This is a genomic window from Paenibacillus sp. J22FR5 (genome assembly GCF_059691975.1).
In genome coordinates, this window is record NZ_JCAUAN010000050.1 from 1 (window position 1) to 19316 (window position 19316).

Here is a 19316-nt window from a genome sequence, read left to right on the forward strand (position 1 = left end):
TATAGACATGATGAATATGACCTCATTCGTAGTTGTTATTAGATTAAAACACAAAAACCCGAAAGACGGGCACTTTTTTTCAAAGTGTCTATCTTTCGGGTTACAGTTCATGCTGAGGGTCTCTTTTTACTATTAAACTAAAGGGCAGCATTCCTATTATGTAGAAATACGAGGTTTGAAAAACAAAAAGACTCCTTGGTATGATGTTCATGGGTCCTAGATGCTGGCCAGCGAACGGATCCAAAAACAATATCAAGGAGACTACAAGATGCATTTTACTCAAAATGAAAGAATTAATCAAATCACTTCTTCTACACTAATGATGGGATATTTACTAATGATAGTTCTAACAAGGACCTGGTAGGTATGAAGCCTACCGAAGTAGTGAGCGCCTTCTTTGATGCGATTGAAAACAAAAATACAACAAGAGCTAATGCATGCTTGGATCTCCAGCGAATGTTGGAAATGTTGACAGTAAACCTATGTGAGGATAAGTTATACAACTCTGGATTTGGAGAAAACAATTCTATTGTATCGAATATCATTATTGCTACACCCACATCTTATAAACTTCTTGATCACGAAACCCAAAAAGAGCTTCAAGACTTTTCAAACTTATCGGAAGTTGTTGTTCAAGTATATTTAAAGATTCAATGGAAAAACGAGGCGTTCAACAACCCTGATGGAAAAGATACCCGTTATGCTGACAATGAAGAAATACGCGAATGGATGGAAGATAAGTGGGTTGGGAACAGGTCCTTGGTAAATGAAATTATATTTGTAAATCCACTTTTAAAGGGGAAGTAGTTTCGATTTATTCTTATATGGAAGAAAGCACCCGGAATTATTTCCGGGTGCTTTTGAATGTTTATCTTCTAGCGTTGAAGCCGATAAAAGTTTTTGTGTTGAAATCGAACACGGCCGTCAACGGTCCAAGCAGCTCATCTTGATCTGTGTTGTAAGTAACCGTCAGGAAATTGCCGTTCGCAGCTTGAACGTCTGCGAGCAATTTCTTCTGTTCGTCTGTGGAAGCCAATACGCCAACCTCTTTAGAGGAAACGATTTGAACGGCTGCTTCGTCTTGCTTCGTTGTAATATGGGACGCTTGCTCTTTTACTTGCGCCCATGCCAAGTTACGGTATTCCTGCGCTGTCTCTGGCGGCATTTTCGGTGAGGTTGTTACAGACGATTGAGCCTGAACAACGAGAAGGTACACAGGGCTTTGTGGAGGTAGGCTTTTCGTTTCAAATGGACCATAGTAGGCTTTTACTTTCGTGCCGGCTTTCAGGTCTTCCCAATTCACGGATTCACCTTGAGACGTCATGACGCGAGTTTCTTTACCGCCGTTAAGTACCAAATTGTCGCCTAATTGAACTTGCCAGCCATCATCTGTATGTTTCACTTCTTTGATTGTATCTTCTTTGACCGTGCGATCTGCGTGAACGTTAATGCTTACAGCTTGCGCTTGACCCGGATAGCTCATCGCCATTGCTGGTCCGAACTCGGCGTCGATTTGAGTACCGGCTTTAAGATCGGCTGCAGTTAGCGTTTTACCGTCTAGGCTCTTGATGGCAGTCGATTTGTCTACGGTTAAAATGACCCATGTGCTGCCGAGCAGCTCAATGCGAGTATTACCGTCTTCCTTAGCTTGTACGCTTACGATCACACCGGATGAACGCATCAGGTCAGCCACTTCCGCTTGGTCTAGCTCAATCTCTTTGTTCGCTTCATCGTAATTTACCGTATATCCAAGCTGAGTCGCAGCGTCGCGTACGGGGAGGTATGCTTTTCCATCAATATAGACAGGCGTTAGCTTGCTGTCTTGTCCGTTAACAAGAATCTTTACATCTTTTTGTAGGTAACCTGTAACCTTTTCTACGAAATCCTCAGCTCCGACTGCAGCTGTTGTGCCGAGTATCCCAGCCAACGTTAAAATTACTGTAAGTTTCTTTTTCATATCATAAATCTCCTTCCGATGTTTAAAATCTAGCGTCAATCATGTTGACAATCCATCAGACGGAGGTTATTTCGAATAGGTTGCAGTTGTTCGAAATTATCTTGTAAGATTTATGAAAAATAGACCTTTGACCCCATCCAGTTGGATAAGGTCAGAGGTCTATTTTACTACTCTAGCAGATCTTCGATATGCAGCGTGGTACCTTTATATGTCGCAGATCCGTAGCTCTTAGCTTTACCATCTGCAGCTGTGTCAAACAACAGTCTAGCAGGCGTATCACCTTCCAAATAAAGTGTTAAATAAAAAAGTCTTAGCAGATTCCTCTTTGGAGTTCATTAAAGTAACGAGGAACGATAGCGAAATAGTAACTCGGGCTGCCGGCATACTTGGCAGCCTGTTCGAGTAACGTATAGATTAGGGAGGAGTAGGTATTAGAATGCATGCAATGAAACATTCGCCCAAGATAATGCGTTCGTAACATAGATGCATTAATATTTGGCTTTACAAGGAGGTTTCCTGATTAATGAAACTAATCAATTTTATGATCGTTCTAATGGTGCTCTCGATGATAGTAGGTTGTTCTAAACAACGAACAAATGGAGGCAAGGAAATCAGCTACAAAATCAATGAGAAGGAAGATGTTATAAATAGCCACGGAATAATCGTGAAGAATCGTGAAAAGTTGGATGCTTTTATTAATAAAACAAGCAGTACCCAACGAGTGGTTCATTACACCATTTAGGGAGATCCGATCTTCAACGACTTAAAATATAACGATAATAAGTATGAAATGCGATATGATACAACACAAGACAAATTCGGTTCGCCAGAAGTAAAAACATACAATTGTGCAAAGTTAGAAAGAATCGAAACTGATAAATTCCTGAAATATACTCTATCGGGGTGTGATGGAGATAGAAAAGAAATTGAAGTTCTCCAAATACCATTTGATGTGGAGAAGCAAGACACTTTTGAATTTGATTTAAGGTATGGAGTAAACCAAAAAAATGAAATAAATACAATCAATAAAAAGCTGGTTAAAGACCTCCAAAATGGGGAAGTAACCGAGGTTAGTGATTTTCAATTTATTAATGAAGACCGCCAAAAAATATATAAAGAAATGGTTCTTGCCAATTACTTAGGTGAGAAACAATTATCCAACCAATGCAATAGAAAACCATATGTAAGTTATGATTTAACTGTTAATATCAACAGTGGAAAGCGTCATTATCATTGGACAGAATGTGATAATAGCGAAGATGGTAAAATGATGACTAAACTGGCAAAAGCAATTATCGAAATTGTGCAAGCTAAAGACATGTTTAAGCAGCTACCAGCGGTTAAGGGGCAATACAAATGAACTTCAGGTCAAAAACGTTGTCCATTGAGCTAACGCATAACAATAGGTAAATACTGAATAAGGAGATTAACAAGGTGGAGAGCAAGTTTAATTCTAAACAAAAAAACAGCAAGAACGTGAATTTCTTGATGAGTATCACAAATTGGTAACTGAACAAGCCTTGGAGCCATTGTATCAATCGTTTTTGGAATGGAAACAAGGGACATTGCCATATTTCGAACTTACTGAGCAAATCCACTTATTTCATAAAAAGAATCAGGAGATCTACAAGGACTTTGAGTACAGGGTAGTTTAGCGTGGTAACGCCACCGTCAAGAAATTAAGCCCCTTCCATATTTTTTCGCAAATTGATACAACGAATCGGCAAATGTTTTTTTTGTACTTTGAGAAAAGTAACAAGGGCCTCTCTGTCTTGAATCGGCACACCCCAATCCCCAGGAATTTCCCGAATCACTTCTTCAATAAGGGCTTCCGGTAAAGCAAGGATCTGTTCAATATAGGAAGAGAGTATCGATGGATCTTTAAGCATGTCCACAGTCCAAATATGAACGATAGAATCCTTCTTAAACTTATCGTGCTTTTGCAATGTTGCTTTGTTCCATTTATATCCTCCCGGAAAACATTTCCCGTGATCGATCATATGAATATCATATTTGCCTTCCGGCAGCCGCTCCAGAAGAATGTTGCTTTTTGTACGGTCAGAGTTATGCACCCAATGGTCGAATACGAAAATTCCGGCCAATACCTGGTAATTTTTGATATCCGTTTTAGTCGGATGATGAGGTTCCTTCGAGAGGCCTCTGCAAAATCAAGTAGTCGTTGTCGTACAGCACCGCGATTTTGTACGCCTGAAGCCCTTCACCGACGTCGAGTAGTTCGACGTATTCGGGGCAACTACCCAAGAGCCCGCCATCTTCGCGGCTCAGCCCGACGTTGCCGAGGTCATTGACGTTGTCCCCCGCTTCGAGAATGACGATGTAGCCTTGCCTACCCAAACGAAATTCGCTCTCCGTTTCGTCTTGCAGTTCAACCTTGAGTTGGTTGAAGTAATCCTCGACCTTACCGAGGAGTGCCGCCGGAAGTGCACCGGCGCGGTGCAGGACGTCAAAGTCCTGCTGAAACTTGATGATCCTCATTCTTACGTCCCTCCTGAAAATGAAAATGACCCCTCGAAAAGGGGTCTAGTACTGGTTCACGAATATAATACAAGTAAGAAATTTTACTTGATTCAGATTTTAAGCTAACGGGCACAACGGGCAGGTTAGTGTTGAATATGTATTTCAATACCAAAGGATTTTTTTTCGTAGTGAGGATAGAAGCCGTAGGGGCTTTGGCATCTAGATAACGAATAGATTATCAAGGAGTGTGTCGAAATGGAAGAAGCGTTCAAATTTAGCCGTATCGGATATGTCTATATTCCGACTACGCGAGTCAATGAATCGATTGAATGGTATACTCGCCATTTAGATTTTCGGCTGATTAACAAGTTTCAGGACAGAGGCTCGTTCATCGCGGTATTGCATCATCCACATCAGCACTCAATCGCGCTACTGCTAATTGAAACTGAGGATCGGAAACCGTTGGCAATCACAAGGAATGGAGCCCCATTCCCTATTATGGCATTGAACTGCCCGGACATAGAGTACACTCACTGTCGGCTTTCCGAGGACGGGATCAATCCCGGACCGCTGATGACGCTTGGTAAAGGAGAGGCGAAGTATTTCTATTTCCGTGATCCTGATGGCAATTTGCTCGAAGCGGCTTGGTCACAATGGGACCCGAAGGACGATTATAAGAAGGAGTTTTTGCGGAGCGGCAAGTAGTTGGAGGAAAGGAGAATTAGGCCATGTGGGTTACGGCGGGAGTTCTAGCGGACAGGGAAGTTGTGCAAGAGGAGGGGGAACGGCCCGACCGGGTGCTTGTCGATGCGGCACGTGAAGGAAGCAACGAAGCGTTCGGCGAGCTTGTTCGTCGGCATCGGGCGAGGGCGTACGGATGGGCGGCAAGATTGACACGCGACGGCCATCTCGCCGAAGACATTGTGCAGGAAGCGCTGATTCGCGCTTTCCTGCAGCTTGGCCAACTACTGGATAGCCGCCGATTCCGGCCATGGCTGAAAACCATTGTGCGCAATCAAGTGCACATGAAGCTTAGAAGAGGCGGTCCCTACGGCAAGGAGCGGCCGTTCTCGGGATTTGTAACCGCCGAGGAGGAGAGGGAACCGGGCGGGCATATTGATGAGCTCTTGGTGAGGCTGAGTAAAAAGATTGACTACAATGGGGGCGTGGGTCTCGACCCGGCCGAGGTTATCACTAGGCGTGAAGTGTTTGAGACATTCCGTGAACTGCTGAGCTGCTTGACCGAGAAGGAGAGAGGAATTTTTGAGGCCCACTTTTTCCGGGAGTTGTCGCCGAACGAGATTGCCATTCTCTTCGGAACGACAGCGAGCAGCGTGTACAATCACCTATCGCGAGCGCGTGTGAAAGTACGCCAGGAGCGCATTCGCATCTGCATCCGTGGGTACGTCGAACGTAGAAGACAAGAGGCGAAGCCTGCGCGGGTTCTGCTGGACCCGGGCAAAATCTTTTTGAAAGGGTGATGACGTGGATATGGAAACAGTAAGTCCGGACCTGAAGAGCACACGGTCCTCGATCGCACAATGTATTCATGCCATGCTGCAATACACGGTACGAAAGGACCTCTCACTCATTGATGTTATGGGTCTGACCTCGCACGCATTCCGCATTCGTGTGGACGAAAAGGCGGGACTTTACGGGCCGACGTCTCATGTGTGGGGCTCCTTCTATAGAAGGGCGGTCGAAAATTTGGGATTCGAAGCGGTGTGCTTCGACCCGATTATAGATCCAATCCCTCCAGAGCATGTAGAGATTGCTCTCGGACATATTCATCGAACCCTTGACCGAGATGTTCCTGCCATCGTTTGGGATCTGTTTGGCGGGGATTTTGCTGTCGTCTACGGCTACAACGACGAACGGCAGTTGTTCCATGCAAAAGATCGCGAGCATGAAGGTACGGTTCCTTACGAGAAGCTCTCCCGCGGTCACATTATGACACTTACAATTGTCAAGGAGAAGGAATTCGACTATGTGGACTCTTTAAGTCGAGCGCTCGCAACGGCTTTGACCCACGGACGATATCCAGAGGACGGGATAACCGAATTCAGACCGGGGCTTGCTGCCTATGATGCCTGGATACGGGCTTTCGAAACGCGGTCAGCCGACCCACTCGGAAACAGCTACAACGCACTCTATGTCTATGACGCGAGGCGGTTCGCGGTGCAATTCCTGAATGAAGTGCGGGATCGTTTTCGCTATGGAGTGTTAGCGGAGCCAAAGCGGCACGGCGGCTACGGCTTCGACTCGGGCCATATGGCCGCTTCGGCGGAGGAGGCAGCGAGGCACTATGCGGAGGTTGCCTCTGCGCTTGGGGAGTTGCATGAGCGCTTTCCTTTTCCGCATGGTGGCGACCCATCTGATTCCGGGGCTGCGGAGACGGCTATTCGATTGCTGCAACGAGCCAAGGCGTCGGAGGAGCAGGGGCTTCGGTACCTGGCTCGAATGTATTATGATTTGTAATGAAGTTAAGGTGCTAACGTGAATGATTGTTGAATAGAGCAAGCTCAAAAATGGCCATCCGCATAGGATGGCCCTTAAACTTGCCGTTACAGACAGCGCGGTGAACCGTACCATAAATAATAACACAGTCCATGACTATTCCACTTCGATCGCTTTTACGGTTTCGCCCTCAATTAATACGGGCTGGTAGTAGGTGTTGGTGGGCAAGTCTTTTTTGCCTTGTAAATTCTTAATGACCCAGTCCGCTGCGTCGCGTCCCATTTGTTCTTGGGGGTGGGTCAGCGTTGTTAGTTTGATATTCGCGTTTTTGGCGATATATGAATTGTCCTGGCCAATGATGGATAGCTCGTCTGGAATAGAGATACTCAGTTTTCTGCAGACATGTACGACTTCCAAGCCTACCTCGTCGTTGTAACACACAAGCGCAGTCAAGTCATCCCGTTGTCGTTCAGATACACTTCCAAGTTAGCGGACAGGTCCGACTTCGTCGCCGTATCGAAAGAAAGCACATGCTCTTGCTGGAACCGTAATGTGGCTTCCCTAAGAGCCTTGATAAATCCCTTCATTCTATACTTCCCTTGCAAATCATCCATTTTCGTGATGATGCCGATCTGGGTATGTCCTTTGGCAATCAGCTCCAGAGTTGCTAGATAGCTGGACTGCACGTCATCCAGACAGAAGAAAGGAACTTCCAACTCTTCATAATAGGCATTGATCATCGTGAACGGAACCTCCTGCTCTTTAAAAGACAGGTAGTAAGCGATATTGGGGTTGTATACATTGCTTCAGGAAGGTTCTATAATCAGTCCATCCACGCCGAAGGATAGTATCATTTCTAACGCCTTTTTTTCCTGGGAGATATCGTTATTTGTACTGGCAAACAGCAAGGAATAGTTATATTCATTTAATCGGCTTTCAATGCCGCGGAAAATGGAGGGAAAGATGTAATCCGAGATATAGGTTGTGATAACGCCAATCGTTTTATTCATGGCTTTCCCACCCGGAAGACGGCCGCGCTCGATCGCTTGCTGAAAGTGATGAGCTGCAATCAAAACACAGGCTTTATGGAGGATTACACTTACGAGATGGCGGCTGGTCAGGAAGCGATCCTGCAATCCCATATGCTCGAGGTAGATCCGACCTTGGCAAGCAACAAGCCGACAATCATTGTTTCCCCACTCGGAATCGGCGATCGTGAAGATCCGGCGCGTCTGGTATTCGACGGTAAAGCCGGAGAAGGCGTCGTCGTATCCATTGCGGACTTCGGCTCTCATTATAAATTGCTGATCAACGAGGTTTCCGCATTCGAGCCGACGGTTCCGGCTCCTATGCTTCCCGTGACTCGTGTACTCTGGAGCGTGAAGTCGAACTTCCAGGATGGGGTAAAAGCCTGGATAGAGAATGGTGGCGGCCACCATACTGTCGTTTCCTTGAACCTGACGACAGACCAAATCGTGACCTATGCCAAGCTGGTTAACTTGGAATACGTCGTTATTAAGTAGTCTATAATTAAGGCGAATAGAAGGCGGACCCGAGACAATCGAGGAGTTCAGAACTGATGGCGGATCCCGACAAGGAGAAGCTGGACAGGGGGACGTCGCCGCTTCCTTGAGCAAAATTGTAAAAACCGTTTCTTTCGTAAATAGGTAATTCTATTTACTAAGAAACGGTTTTTTTGTTTTTCAGAATAACCTTAACCTCATAAGTAAGATCAGATAAGTCATTAGTGCAAATGGTTTGCGAGTTCATAAAAGAGGCTGTTCGATTTTGTTCTATTTCGATTTATAAATGTTACGGAGAACCGTACGCAGCCCAGCGATATTCAAAATCATCGACACAAACTGCCATCTTCAAGACCTGATCGACTAGAATCAAAGCTAATATTAGCAAAACGGTTTTCCTGGATTTGAAGATGGAAGTGAAGTGTTTGTATTTTATCATGTAATGAAAGTTTACACGATGCCGTTTTTTTATTAGTATTTGGACGGATTTGTGGCGGATTTAACTACATAAATGGTGATAAGATACCATTATTTAGTTAATGAAAAGGAAGTGTAGCCGATGGAGGCAATTGTGAAAAGCGGATACGGCGGCGTACAAGTGTCGGATTTGGAAATATGAGGAGAGCTGTCCAGCTATCGTCGCCGATGATGATGGGACAGCTCTCATCCATTACTTGGCCAACCAACAAAAAGTGGGAGATGGAAAGATGAAAGGACCAAAAGCGGGTATTCAACTTTTTACATTGCGTGAAGAAACGGCGAAAGATATGGCGGGGGTACTGCATAAAGTCGCCGAGCTTGGTTTTACAGGAGTAGAATTCGCAGGTTATTCGGACATTCCTGCAACAGAAATGAATCATATGCTGAAAGAACTTGGTTTAACGGCCATAGGCAGCCATGTGAGATATCCACTCCTTGTTGACAATCTTGAGCAAGAGATGGACTATATAAGTAGCATTGAAGGCTCCTATCTTGTCTGTCCCAACATTCCTGTAGATGACAGAAAAGATTGGGATCGGCATTTTTCTTTTTTTGGTCGTGTCGCGCAAACCGCCTCAACAAGAGGAATTCAATTTGCTTATCACAATCATCAATTTGAGTTTGAAAATCAATATAACGGGCAAGAATTGTTCGATGCGCTGTGTGACGAGCTTCCATCGGATCTGATGAAACTCGAGCAAGATACCGCTTGGGTTCGTTATGTGAAACGAGATCCTGCAGCGTATTTGCATCGATTTGCGGGTAGAACGCCGCTCGTACATTTGAAAGATTTTTCATATTCGGAAAACGGTGGCATGAATACGTTGGAGCTTGGCCGTGGTATTGTCGATTTGCCCAGTATCATTGAAACGGCAGCCGAAACTGGCGTAGAATGGTTAATTGTAGAACAGGACATTTGCAAAAACCCTGCGATGGAATGTGTGGAAACGAGTGTGAGATGGCTGCGAGATCATTATCCTCAGCTATTCCGAAATGGAAGCGTTAGGTAACGCAAACGCTCATACGGACGATTCGAGGTTGGGGAGTAAGGGGGAGAGGTATGGCGCGCTTGAAAGAGATTGTTCATTCGGTAAGATTCAAACTCGTTATAATTCCAATCCTTGTTATTTTTCCGATTATCTTGCTTCTTTTCTATAGCAATTTATACGCAATCAAATTGGTTCGTGATCAAGTGACTGAGTCTACCAAAAATTCGATTAGACTCTATATGAATCAAATCGACGAGAATTTTGGCTTTGTGGACAAGTATTTATTTACAACTGCAGCAAAAAACTTGGATTTACTTGATTTTGAACTTCCCGAGTCTACAGGCGGTCTGTCCTATCAAATGGCGAGATTAAGGTTGGATCAGATGATTTCGTCAAATATCGATAACTACCCAATGATTGATATGTTTTTTATCTATTCAGCGCCAAACCACGAGCTTCTGACATCACAGGTGATTGGTAATTCGGTTGCTGATCGGAGCAGGATTACGGCGAATTTGAGCGAACTGCTGCAGGATTCTCAAGCGCTCTCGGCCTTTGACAATATGGAATGGTATCCGTTCAGTCGGCAGAATGACCATTTTTTGCTGCACGTTATCCGAACCGGGCAGGTCAGTATAGGGGCTGTGGTTAGCATTGATCGATTAATGAAGCCGATAATGACGCTAAATTTGGGCCGGGGAGGACAAGCTTATTTTGCTGCGATTAACGGTGAAAGTATCGGGGACCTTAGTAATGGGTTCAACAATCCAACTGAGGGAGATCAGGGATATTTGTTTGTTAAGCAAAAGTCCGTTTCGGGTGAATTTGAGCTTGTGGCAGCAATTAAGGACAGCGAAGTCGTCGAGAATTTGCCTGTTCTCTTTCTCCTAACTTCCGCGATGCCTTATATCGCTATCATTGTTTTTCTCCTGTATCTGTATTTATTGAGGAAAATGATTGTTCGTCCAGTTCATAGGATTGTTTCCGCCATGAAACAGATTTACAACGGTAACCTGGAAGCCAGAATTCCATCCGATGCCATTACGCGAGAGTTCGATCTTATGAATTGGACCTTTAATCAGATGGCCACCCAAATTCAAGAGTTGAAAATTGATTTGTATGAAGAAAAACTTAGCACCCAAAGAGCTGAATTGAAGCATCTTCAGTTACAGATCAATCCGCATTTTTTTTTAAATTCTCTTAATATCATCAACAGCCTAGCACTGACTAAAAACTATCAGTTGATCAGCGAAATGTCGATATCGCTCGTTCACTATTTTCGATTCATGTTCCGCAGTAACCTTCGCTTCGTTCAATTGAGAGAAGAGATTGAGCATTGCCGCAACTATTTAAAAATTCAAGAGCTTCGTTTTCCAGATACTTTGACTTATGCATTTGCGATCGATTCGGATGCTGAGCGAATGTTGGTTCCTCCCCTAATATTTCAAAGCTTTATTGAAAATACGATCAAGCACGCCGTCACGCTTGATGAACAGATCCATATTGATTTACAGGTCCGTTTGTTTGAATCTCCGGATGGCCGCTTTGTGCACATGACTATTAAAGATTCCGGCGAAGGTTTTGATGAAATAGTACTCCGTAAGCTGGAAGCAAACGTATCTCTTGAAACGGATGAAGGAGAGCATATTGGAATCGGCAATATCAAACGAAGGCTGCATTACTTGTATAAGGGAGAAGCGAGCATCCGGTTTTGCAATGAGGACGGCGCAAGAGTTGATATCGTGCTGCCCTTTATAGAAAAGGAGGAACATCATGTATCAAGTGCTCATAGTCGATGATGAACAACATGCGGTTCAGGCCATACGTATCAGCCTCGACTGGGAGCGATTGGGTGTTACCGAGATTCATTGCGCCTATAATATCAGACAGGCGCAAAAAGTATTGGAGCAGTATCCGGTCGACATCATGATCTCCGATATTGAGATGCCTAAAGGTAGCGGTATGGATTTATTAGCTTACGTTAAAGCGCAGAGGCTAAGCCTTGAAACTATTTTCTTAACATGCCATGCGGATTTTCAGTACGCTCAACAAGCTCTTCAGTTAGGCATTCTAAACTATATGTTAAAGCCGTTTCATGTTCATGAGCTGGAGGAGGCCGTCAGTAAGGCCATCCACAAAAGGAGATCTGATCGTGCGCGCTTCTGGGCGCATGCGACGAGCAGCCATTTCCGCCTGGAAAGTATTGAATCATTAAAGGAAAACGAAATTCCTTACGCAGAACAGATTCAATTCATTCCCGCACTCATCGGCTTGCTGGGATGGAGAAGAGAACTGTCTGCTGCAGAGCAGTTAGCACGAGAATCAAAGCTTCGGCATGATGCGGAAAAACTGATGGTTGATTCTGGCTTGGACGGTTTCGTAGTTGGAGTCAAGGAAAGAAGTTGGTTAGTTGTTTTTATAGGCGAGCAGAGCCTGAGAGTGGACGAACAACGGCTAACCTGTTTTTTTGAAGAATATATCCATATCTGCAACGAGAGCCTAGAATGCGATATTTCGTGCAGGGTGGGAAGTGTCAGCAGCAAAGCGACCATTTTCAATGAAATTCGCCGACTGTTCGATGCGGATGAAAGCGGCGTTATCGTACGTCCCAACGCAGTTCACGAGATAAAGAATGCTGGATTCATCCAAGAACATGTCCCGATCCCGGATATGTTGGCTTGGTCGGAAATGTTGAAGAAGGGGTCCTTCGAGTCCATCCGCCAGGAAAGCGATGTATACCTCGATCGACTAAAATCGAAGCAGGAACTGGATAGTAAGGTGCTTCCCGAATTTTATCAGGCATTTATGCAAACGGTGTATCATGTGCTTCACACGAAGAATCTACAAGCATCTCTCATGTTTGCTGACGAGTTTTCCCGCAAACTGGGAGCCTCGTCATCCCGGTCTGTGTTGCATCTGCAAGCTTGGGTGCATCATGTGCTTGATAAATCAGCGGAACATATTCGGCTTCTAAGCGAACGTCAGAACGTTATCGAAAGAGTTCGGGCATTCGTACTGCAAAATATCGGACAGGAGTTATCCAGAGAAGATATAGCCCAGCATGTTTATCTCACACCGGATTACGTGAGCAAGCTCTTTAAGAAAGAAACGGGAATTTCCATCTCTGACTTTATGCTGCGAGAAAAAATCAAGCTTGCAAAAGAGCTGTTGGCGAAAACGAATCTCCCTGTAAGCAAGGTCGCCGACACAATCGGCTATAGTAACTTCTCCTACTTCGCCAAAATCTTTCGCAAGGAATGCCAGGTTAGTCCTTTGGATTTCCGTAAACAACATCGGTTAACCCGATAGGGACATAAGCGTCATTTGAACTTTATTGCATGAATATCGGCCCGAACATTCCAAGGAATTGTTGGAATTCTCGGGCTATTTCTCGTTCTTCATGTGTCATGTAATGAAAGTTAACATCATACCGTTTTTTTATTAGTTTTCGAACGGATTTGTGGCAGATTCAATTACATAAAAAGAGATAAGATAACATTATTAAGATAATGAAAAGGAAGTGTAGCAGATGGAGTCAATCGTGAAAAGCGGACAGGTGAATATAGAGAATACTGTTCGGAAAAAATGGATACGCAGGAAGAGATTCATTCCTCTTTACATGATGATGATACCCGGCCTAGCGTATCTTATTATCAACAACTTTATTCCCATGATTGGCGCGATCATTGCGTTTAAAGAAGTGGATTATTCGAAGGGGGTACTTCGAAGCGATTGGGCAGGCTTCAAGAATTTTGAATTTTTGTTCAGCACCTCCGACGCTTATATCATTACGCGGAACACCCTGCTTTATAATGCGGGATTTATTATTTTAAACTTGATCTTTGCCGTGACGCTCGCCATTCTGCTTAATGAGGTCCGCAAGAAGCTCTTGAGCCGCTTTTATCAAAGTGTTGTGCTTTTGCCGCATTTGATCTCATCGGTTATTATCGGATATCTGGTGTTCGCTTTGCTTAGTGTGGATAACGGCTTTATTAACCAGACTATTCTTCCACTGCTCCATATTCAGCCAATTGACTGGTACAGCAAGTCTGAATACTGGCCTTATATCCTCAACATCGTTAATGTATGGAAAAATACAGGGTACTTATGTGTCATCTATCTTGCCGCTATTATAGGCATTGATCCGGAATACTACGAGGCGGCCACAGTGGATGGCGCCAATAAATGGACGCAGATTCGTCATGTCACACTACCGCTGATTATGCCGGTTATCATTATTATGACCTTATTGCAAATCGGCCGCATTTTCTACTCCGATTTTGGTTTGTTCTACCAGGTTCCGCTGGATGCAGGCGCTTTGATGTCTACAACTAATGTAATTGATACTTACGTTTATCGGTCATTTCTGATGCTGGGGGATATCGGGATGTCATCTGCAGCTGGCTTGTATCAATCTTTGTGCGGATTTATCCTGGTGCTTGGCGCGAATTTGCTTGTACGAAAGTTTAATAAAGACAGTGCACTGTTTTAAGGAGGTTTGGATATGAAACTTGCAAATCGCTTTTTTCAAGGGACAACTCATCTATTTTTCATCATCGTAACCATACTTTGTCTGTTTCCGTTCTGGCTGCTCGTATCCGCTTCGATTACGGAAGAAAATACGATTCTTCGGGAAGGCTACAGCTTTATTCCAAAGGTTATAAGTTTTGCGGCCTACCGCTATTTATTCAGCGATGCCGGACAGATTGTACAAGCTCTCATGATTACCGTTATGGTTACCGTGATCGGTACTGCTGTCAGCCTGGTTCTGACAGCCCTGCTCGCCTATCCTCTCTCAAGGAGCGAACTGCCGTATCGCAAAATCGTCGCCGGTGCGATTGCCTTAACCATTTTGTATAATGGGGGACTGGTCCCGACTTATCTGGTCTATACGCAGTTATTGGATGTCAAAAATACGATCTTTGCCTTGCTGCTGCCTAACCTTCTCTTGAACGGATTTTATGTGCTGCTTGCCCGCTCGTTCTTTATGACATCAATTCCCGTCGCGATCATTGAATCAGCTTATATGGATGGGGCAGGCGAGTTCCGGATTTTTATGCAATTTGTTTTGCCGCTATCTCTTCCTATTTTGGCAAGCATAGGGTTATTCGAAATGCTGCTATATTGGAATGATTGGTTCAATAGTATGGTATATCTTTCCGATACAAGACTTTATTCGCTGCAATATTTGCTAAATAAAATCTTGATGGATATTCAATTCCTCACCTTGGACAACTCTGGCAACTTTGGCGCACAGGCTGCAGACATACCCCTACAGGGTGTCCGAATGGCTATGGCCGTGATTGGCGTCCTTCCGATTATTGTGGTTTATCCTTTTTTTCAGAAATATTTTGTGAAAGGCTTGACAATAGGTGCTGTCAAAGGATAGTCGAAGCCAGGCTAAACCCGTTAACGCGGTTAGCATATATTGAAAAAGGGAGGCAGTAATATGAAAAGAAAGAGTTTTAAAGTAGTTTCATTGATTTTGGTTTCCGCAATGGTACTCGCGGCTTGTTCATCGAAGGGAGGAAGTACAAATTCGGCCAAGCCAAGCGCTGCGACAGGAACGGGGGCAGATGCAACAAAAACAAGCCAAGCGCTGCAACCTTATGAGATTAATTTTGTTTTCATCGGTAAACCGCAAAAAGATATCGCAGACGTAGAAGCGGCAATAAACAAAATTACGAAAGAAAAAATTAATGCAACGGTGAAGCTGACTCCAATCGAATTTGGTGCATGGGATCAGAGGATCAATCTGATGCTCGTTGGTAATGAAAAGGTTGATTTAATGTTCAGCGGTCTTAAAAGCTATGGTCTGCAAGTAGCCAAGCAGCAGTTACTGCCGCTGGATGAGCTTTTATCGAAATACGGAAAGAATATCAGCAGCAGCTTGGATCCTGCCTTTATAAATGCATCCAAAGTAAATGGGAAATTATACGGAATCACATCCATACGTGATCTTGCTTCGCAAACTGGAATTATGATGCGTAAAGATATTGTAGACAAATATCATATCGACCTGAACGCAATTCACTCGCTGAACGATCTTGATGCGGTGTTTAAGACGATAAAAGACAATCAACCAAACTTGACACCTCTTGTTTCCTCGCAAGGAGGTCAACCCCTTCTTGATATCGTTGCATCCAAGACTGGCGATCTGTTTGCCGATCGACTCGGGTATGTGCCCTTTGACGGTAAATTACAAATATTGGATTGGTTCGAAAGCAAGGAATATTCTGACCGGGCCAAAACGGCGAGAAGATGGTTTGAGGCAGGTTATGTATCCAAAAATATCGCGACCAGCAAAGAAGTAGGCCGTGATCTTGTAAAAGCAAACACCGCTTTTTCCTACTTAACCAAATTAAAACCCGGAAAGGCAGCAGAGGACAGCCTGTCCACCGGAACGGAAATGGTATCCGTGCCGCTGGATGAGCCACTTTCCAATACGAGTATTATAACAAACACCATGATGGCCATTCCAAGCAATGCAAAAAATCCGGAACGTTCTATGATGTTTCTTGATCTCTTGTATAAAGACAAAGATTTGATCAATTTGATCGATTGGGGGATTGAAGGGAAACATTATGTCAAAAAGGGTGAAAATATGATTGGTTTCCCAGCTGAGGTGAATGCAACCAACTCCGGATACAACCTGAATGAAAGTTTTATGTTCGGCAACCAGTTTCTCTCCTATATCTGGGAAACAAACTCGCCGGATTTGTATCAACAGCTTGATAAGTTCAACAAATCTGCTCGCAAGTCGGATGCGCTTGGCTTTAACTACGATATCAATCCTGTTAAGACGCAGGTAGCTAATGTTACGAACGTGATGAGCACGTACCGGATCGGGTTGGAATCCGGTACCCTCAATCCGGATGAAGCTTTGCCTCAGTTTATCAGTAAGTTGAAAGAGGCTGGCATCGACACCATTATTGCAACGAAACAACAGCAGTTGGACGCATGGAAGTCGGCGAAGTAATAATGACTCATCTCGAATAGCCGAAACTCTAACGCCTGGGGGACACAAAATAGGTGTTTCTTAGAAAATGAATTTCATCCAAATAAGTGAATAAAAATACAACAGGTCAGTCGATGTTATGTCGTCTGACCTGTTTAGTTTTTGATTGCTCGTGGATCAGTTCTATTTGAAGGAAGAGCATCTTCCCTCGATCATGAACCAGGATTTGGAGGATATAAAGGATTTGATCCGTAACCAGACGATTAGCGGTGAAGGCATTGAGAAGTATCGGATTGTTTTTTTATTTAAATGTATTCTTCAGATGGCAAGCAAGCTGGACCTTGAGCATATCCTCAGGATCATCAAAGCTAAGATTCAGCAGTTCCTCAATCCTCTTCATTCGTTGATAGAATGAATTGATATGAATATGAAGTTTCTTGGCGGTTTCCACAGCGGATTTATTCGAATCAATGTATAGTATCAGCGTTTTTTCCAAATCTTTATTTTGAATCTTATCCGAACGTAATGGCGAAAATATTTCCTGAATATATTTTTCGATTTCCTGAATCGGCTGATTAAGGAAAAAGCGGTTGACGCCAATTTCTTCGTAACGCATCAGTCCGGATTTATTCCGGTTCGTTGCAAAAGCAACAGTTTTGTTCGCCTCGTTATAGCTCTTTGAAATGTCCTCCAAGTCTTTGTAAGGCGTACCGATTCCTCCGCGTAATAAATCGTGATCGCTGCCCCCCCATTCCTTTATGATCTGTTTGATATGAAAAATCGTTTTTTCGACCTCGGTGTTGTCATGCACGGAAAGCAAGAGCGTCACTTTGTTAAAGTCTCCATAAATCAATTTGCTAATATTCACAAGCTCTTTATCCAATTTGGATATTAACCGTTGTAACTTTGCTTCTACTTCATACGGCTCAAACAATCCGGGAATTTCACATAAAACAACGAAGGTATAGGAGGAGAAGGTGAAATTAAACTGCCGTCCTTTCGAAATGATTTGCTCCTGATCCTGCATATCCAGCATCTGATTGAAATATTCATGTGTATTTTTGTAATACAGATCGGTGTTCGAGATCTTCTTGACAATTTCAAGCGCAAGAACCGAGCCGCTTTGCTCCACGGTGATGATGTCCATCGGAGAAAGCGGGTGAGAAACCGTCACGATGATGCAGCCAAGCAATACGGTCCCGATCATAATAGGGTACATGAAATAGTCTTGATTAAACAATTGAATGGACAGTGGTACGTTTTGCTGATTGGCGAACAACTCGCATATCATGTCAAAACTGATTGTTTTTTCGCTCTGTCGCTCCGTATAAATCTCATTGTCAAGAAAATCAACGTAAGCAACAGGCATCCCGAGAATATGATTGATTTCATCAATCATCTTTTTAATGCCTTTGTTTTTTAAAGATAGCTGGGTTAATGTATCATGCACATTGATTCGCTTTTGTAAAAGCTGGTTATTGTCTTCCAATTTCTTACTTAGCTCGGTAACCTGCTTCAGCCTCAAGTTTGTTTCCTCGTAAAGCTTCGCATTATGAATGGCAATGGCGACCTGAGAAGCGAAGCCTTGCAGCAAGCTTAAATCCCGGTTGGTGAATTTTTTCTTCTTGAAAAATTGAAGAATGGTCAACGTTCCGATGCGGGTATCACCCGAGGAGACGGGAACGGTCATCAAAGCATTAGCCTTTTCGCTATTTTCTACATAGTTAGCATTTTCTTTTGATATGTTCGTATAATCAAGCTGCATTTCTTGTTTGGATTGATAAATTCTCGGAATTCCATCGGCAAATACTTTTCCCGAAATAGACTCCCCTTTCTTGGTCTTATATTGGGCAAACGAATCCTCGAAGCCAATTGAAGCAAGTGGAATCAAGAGCGAAGATTTGCTGTCAAACAATCGGAAAATCCCGGCATCTCCAGCCGGAATGACGGTTAGCGCGCTTCGGATCATTTGCTGCAGCAAATGATCTAAATCAAGCGTTGAAGTCAGCATCCGAATGCCTTCAATCATTTTTTCCAATTCAATGCTTCTGGATTTATTGATCTCTTGATAGTAAAGGTCGGAACATAGAAGATATAAATGCTCAAGATCGTAATCCGCTAAGGCAACGGTCGCATCGCCAAAACATATAACAATTTGAAACTGATCTTCAAATGTAATGTTCATGTAAGATTTATCGCCTTGGTGTAGTAAGGAATAACGAACATTCGGCTCCGAATGAGACGGTTGAAGGGGGACTCCTACTTCGCTTCCTACGGATAAAGCCAGCTCAAGCGCGTTCTGCTGACCTAACCAAATCTGATACGAGAGATGGCCGAGCTTCTGAGATATAAATGTTTGTATGGATGTAAGGTTTAACAACGGACACACTCCTTGTTGTGTATAAAACTACAATAAATATAAGAATTCTCGTTAATAAACCACATAGCTTTTATTTTCAATTAGTATAAAATAT

Annotated in this window: 16 protein-coding genes and 2 pseudogenes; 13 read left to right on the top strand and 5 right to left on the bottom strand. The window is 43.7% G+C overall.

Annotation, left to right across the window (positions count from 1 at the left end):
- The first annotated feature begins 366 nt into the window (after positions 1 to 366).
- Positions 367 to 807 carry a hypothetical protein gene (locus AC58P7_RS32075; protein ID WP_497350153.1) on the top strand — a complete coding sequence of 147 codons (441 nt, stop codon included), beginning with the start codon at positions 367 to 369 and terminating at the stop codon, positions 805 to 807.
- Between the two features lie 61 nt (positions 808 to 868).
- Here AC58P7_RS32075 and AC58P7_RS32080 read toward each other — a convergent pair whose 3' ends face one another.
- Entirely contained in the window at positions 869 to 1957 is a 1089-nt protein-coding gene (locus AC58P7_RS32080) for a stalk domain-containing protein (protein WP_497350154.1), read from the bottom strand.
- A 523-nt stretch (positions 1958 to 2480) separates the two neighbouring features.
- On the opposite strand from AC58P7_RS32080, the gene AC58P7_RS32085 reads away from it, so the two are divergent.
- Complete coding sequence (locus tag AC58P7_RS32085; RefSeq protein WP_497350155.1) at positions 2481 to 2699, top strand: hypothetical protein; 219 nt, start codon at positions 2481 to 2483, stop codon at positions 2697 to 2699.
- A gap of 48 nt (positions 2700 to 2747) precedes the next feature.
- Positions 2748 to 3317 (top strand): hypothetical protein, encoded by a 570-nt coding sequence (locus tag AC58P7_RS32090; protein WP_497350156.1) that lies wholly within the window; start codon positions 2748 to 2750, stop codon positions 3315 to 3317.
- A gap of 319 nt (positions 3318 to 3636) precedes the next feature.
- On the opposite strand, the gene AC58P7_RS32095 is transcribed toward AC58P7_RS32090, so the two are convergent.
- Both AC58P7_RS32095 and AC58P7_RS32100 read right to left on the bottom strand, forming a co-directional pair.
- A complete protein-coding gene (locus AC58P7_RS32095) occupies positions 3637 to 4059 on the bottom strand; it encodes a HipA family kinase (protein WP_497350157.1) in 423 nt (140 codons plus the stop codon).
- A 25-nt stretch (positions 4060 to 4084) separates the two neighbouring features.
- Positions 4085 to 4453, bottom strand: a complete 369-nt coding sequence (locus AC58P7_RS32100; protein WP_497350158.1) for a hypothetical protein — start codon at positions 4451 to 4453, stop codon at positions 4085 to 4087.
- A gap of 237 nt (positions 4454 to 4690) precedes the next feature.
- Here AC58P7_RS32100 and AC58P7_RS32105 point away from each other — a divergent pair, with 237 nt between their 5' ends.
- The 3 genes from AC58P7_RS32105 to AC58P7_RS32115 are packed head-to-tail and all read left to right on the top strand — an operon-like array spanning position 4691 to position 6913.
- Positions 4691 to 5140, top strand: coding sequence for a VOC family protein (locus tag AC58P7_RS32105; RefSeq protein ID WP_497350159.1), 450 nt, complete (start codon positions 4691 to 4693; stop codon positions 5138 to 5140).
- Positions 5141 to 5163: 23 nt separating this feature from the next.
- Complete coding sequence (locus AC58P7_RS32110; RefSeq protein ID WP_497350160.1) at positions 5164 to 5916, top strand: RNA polymerase sigma factor; 753 nt, start codon at positions 5164 to 5166, stop codon at positions 5914 to 5916.
- Between the two features lie 10 nt (positions 5917 to 5926).
- Positions 5927 to 6913: a hypothetical protein gene (locus AC58P7_RS32115; RefSeq protein WP_497350161.1), complete on the top strand. Its 987-nt coding sequence runs from the start codon at positions 5927 to 5929 to the stop codon at positions 6911 to 6913.
- Positions 6914 to 7048: 135 nt separating this feature from the next.
- Here AC58P7_RS32115 and AC58P7_RS32120 read toward each other — a convergent pair.
- A pseudogene (locus AC58P7_RS32120) lies at positions 7049 to 7914 on the bottom strand (substrate-binding domain-containing protein); the annotation flags it as partial.
- Between the two features lie 3 nt (positions 7915 to 7917).
- Between AC58P7_RS32120 and AC58P7_RS32125 the strand changes: the two are divergent.
- The 7 genes and pseudogenes from AC58P7_RS32125 to AC58P7_RS32155 all read left to right on the top strand — a co-directional run.
- Positions 7918 to 8415, top strand: a pseudogene (locus AC58P7_RS32125) (L-arabinose isomerase); the annotation flags it as partial.
- A gap of 707 nt (positions 8416 to 9122) precedes the next feature.
- A complete protein-coding gene (locus tag AC58P7_RS32130; RefSeq protein ID WP_497350162.1) occupies positions 9123 to 9905 on the top strand; it encodes a sugar phosphate isomerase/epimerase family protein in 783 nt (260 codons plus the stop codon).
- Positions 9906 to 9955: 50 nt separating this feature from the next.
- Positions 9956 to 11683 carry a sensor histidine kinase gene (locus AC58P7_RS32135; protein ID WP_497350163.1) on the top strand — a complete coding sequence of 576 codons (1728 nt, stop codon included), beginning with the start codon at positions 9956 to 9958 and terminating at the stop codon, positions 11681 to 11683.
- Entirely contained in the window at positions 11658 to 13193 is a 1536-nt protein-coding gene (locus AC58P7_RS32140) for a response regulator transcription factor (protein WP_497350164.1), read from the top strand. Before AC58P7_RS32135 ends, AC58P7_RS32140 begins: the two co-directional genes overlap by 26 nt.
- Positions 13194 to 13413: 220 nt before the next feature.
- The gene (locus AC58P7_RS32145) at positions 13414 to 14376 is read left to right on the top strand and encodes an ABC transporter permease (RefSeq protein ID WP_497350165.1); all 963 of its coding nucleotides are present in this window, start codon (positions 13414 to 13416) and stop codon (positions 14374 to 14376) included.
- A gap of 12 nt (positions 14377 to 14388) precedes the next feature.
- Positions 14389 to 15273, top strand: coding sequence for a carbohydrate ABC transporter permease (locus tag AC58P7_RS32150; protein ID WP_497350166.1), 885 nt, complete (start codon positions 14389 to 14391; stop codon positions 15271 to 15273).
- Positions 15274 to 15333: 60 nt separating this feature from the next.
- Positions 15334 to 16863, top strand: coding sequence for an ABC transporter substrate-binding protein (locus AC58P7_RS32155; protein WP_497350167.1), 1530 nt, complete (start codon positions 15334 to 15336; stop codon positions 16861 to 16863).
- A 280-nt stretch (positions 16864 to 17143) separates the two neighbouring features.
- On the opposite strand, the gene AC58P7_RS32160 is transcribed toward AC58P7_RS32155, so the two are convergent.
- Positions 17144 to 19222 carry a helix-turn-helix domain-containing protein gene (locus AC58P7_RS32160; RefSeq protein ID WP_497350168.1) on the bottom strand — a complete coding sequence of 693 codons (2079 nt, stop codon included), beginning with the start codon at positions 19220 to 19222 and terminating at the stop codon, positions 17144 to 17146.
- Between the last annotated feature and the right edge of the window lie 94 nt (positions 19223 to 19316).